The organism is Acinetobacter sp. AS5, assembly GCF_048957595.1.
Lineage (GTDB): Bacteria > Pseudomonadota > Gammaproteobacteria > Pseudomonadales > Moraxellaceae > Acinetobacter.
This window is the reverse complement of record NZ_JARDAL010000118.1, coordinates 1-2,209: the sequence shown is the minus strand read 5'-3', so window position 1 is coordinate 2,209 and position 2,209 is coordinate 1. Positions and strand designations below refer to the sequence as shown.

Sequence of the window (2,209 nt, the reverse complement as noted above, 5' to 3'; positions counted from 1 at the left end):
AATCAACAGGGTTTTCGGTCTCTAAGTACTTTTTAAAGGGAACATCATCGACTCAAATCTCTATTTGCAACAGTGCCTAATTAAATCCCTTACAATTCAAATTTTTCAGCAACGACTTATCTTTGTTAAAATAGTATTAATTTATTTTTTTTAGGACAAACCTTAACAAAATTACAAATTTGTAATTTGGTTGTCATTTAGGTGTATATATCTAGGAATTAGTATATGAAGAAATTATTTTTTGGTCCAAGATATGATTAGATTCAATAATATATATATGAAGATTGTTTTAGTTATTTTTACTATAGTTTTTTCAACCAGTAGTTTTGCTGATGGGGGACTTCGTTTCTTAGAGAAAAATTTAGAAATAATTAACAATGAAAAAAGCAAAGGGTGTGAAGAGAATTAATTCAAAATTATAATGAAGCACATATAACTAGGAAAACTAAAAATTAGTTATTTTTAGTATGGTGTAACTAAGATTAATTAATTTTTTTAAATCGAATGATAAATATATTTATTGTTTTTAATTTATTCTTTACCATTTTCAAATTTTTAAATAATCCGAAAAGACTATTTTAAACTTTAGGGTTACATATGCTCCTATACATAGGCAGGAATAAATATGCAACTTAGTATATTTGCAACAATAGTACTGGAAAGATTCATGTAATAATGCTTAAAACTCTCTAATTAGTTAGGGAGGCATTGGAATTGGAGAAAGAAGTAAAGTGCCCACTAGCAAATGTGGTTATTGGAGGAATTATCTCATCAACCCTTCTTATGTTGGTTTTATTACCAATATTGTCCCGGTGGATAAATGAAAAGAAAGCTTCTTGACCAATTATAGTAAGCAATTTTTAGCAGAAATATTGAGGCTTACTCAAGTCTCTCAGCTAATCGTAAATAGAATAAGGAAACTATTGTATGTCAGAAGATCATTCTCAGAGCCACGCGGCTGTTACTGAAGAGAATAGTAAGAAGCTAATATTTACTGTAGGTTTGACCACTACGTTTTAATCGTAGAAATTATAACCGTTTTTATTACTCAAAGTTTAACTTTTGTGATTATCTAAAAACACATAGCGGTCGAATGGCCATATTAACTGACTTAAAATCAGTCGCATACTTTAATGTAGCGGTTCTGATAGCACAAAAGTTCGCAGCATGAAAACGGAACCGGCATAATTGATTTATAGTGAACCCATACACTAAGCATAATGATTTAGAGGACGATAATCCCAATGAAAAAATTCCTTTTAGGAGCTGTTGCCGCATCTGTTTTGGCCTTTTCAGGCAATGCTATGGCCAATTTTGTGGCAGGTCAGGACTATCAGGTGGTCGCAAAACCAGTCAAAGTCGAAAAACCGGGCAAAATTGAGGTACGTGAATTCTTCTGGTATGGCTGTGGTCACTGTTTCACGTTGGAACCGCATATGCAGGACTGGTTGAAAAAATTACCCAAAGATATCCGTTTTGTACGTACACCTGCTGCAATGAACCCGCTTTGGGAACAGGCTGCACGTGCTTATTATGTTTCAGAAGCCCTGGGTGTGCGTCAAAAAGCACATTTACAGTTATTCCATGATATTCATGACAAGCAGCGTCCAATTTTAGAACAGGCACAATTGGCCAAGTTCTATACCCGTTATGGTATTTCTGAAGAGAAATTTAACACGACTTATAAATCATTCCCGATTTCGTCAAAAATTGCTCAGGCAAAAAATTTGACTGCTCAATATCAGTTAAGCGGTGTACCAGCGGTGACCGTGAATGGTAAATATATTGTGCAGGGCAATGATGCCAAAGTAATTCAGGTGGTGAATTACCTGATTGAAAAAGAGCGTAAAGCCAAATAAGACGCGATTGATTATCTCTAAAAAAAACCTGCATCGAATCTGCAGGTTTTTTTATTTAAACTGGAGGAATGGTTATTTACGTCCTGACTGCCGGATCTGGTGTTTCTATCGGCGGGCGATACCAGTGTAAAATTCCTCGGAATAAGAGCTGCATCTGCAACACGCTTTGCGCTTTAAAGTCATGGGATTGAATATGAATCGTGGATGGCTTTGTTGCACAAACCTATCTGTAAAGGGTTTTTCAGCGATATAATTTTCAAATGAAGAAGCCTGCACACAAAATCTACCGCACAACCAATTGGCCCGCATATAACCGAGCACTCATGAGTCGCGGAAATATTGCCATTTGG

1 protein-coding gene and 2 pseudogenes are annotated in these 2,209 nt (G+C 35.2%); 2 read left to right on the top strand and 1 reads right to left on the bottom strand.

What is annotated here, in order from left to right:
- Positions 1-927: 927 nt before the first annotated feature.
- Both PV763_RS17415 and PV763_RS17410 read left to right on the top strand, forming a co-directional pair.
- Positions 928-1,067, top strand: a pseudogene (locus PV763_RS17415) (cation transporter); the annotation flags it as partial.
- A 177-nt stretch (positions 1,068-1,244) separates the two neighbouring features.
- On the top strand, positions 1,245-1,859 hold the full coding sequence (locus PV763_RS17410) for a thiol:disulfide interchange protein DsbA/DsbL (RefSeq protein WP_004281881.1): 615 nt from the start codon (positions 1,245-1,247) through the stop codon (positions 1,857-1,859).
- A gap of 76 nt (positions 1,860-1,935) precedes the next feature.
- Here the strand turns inward: PV763_RS17410 and PV763_RS17405 are convergent.
- Positions 1,936-2,049 (bottom strand): annotated as a pseudogene (locus PV763_RS17405) (TetR family transcriptional regulator); the annotation flags it as partial.
- Positions 2,050-2,209 lie beyond the last annotated feature (160 nt).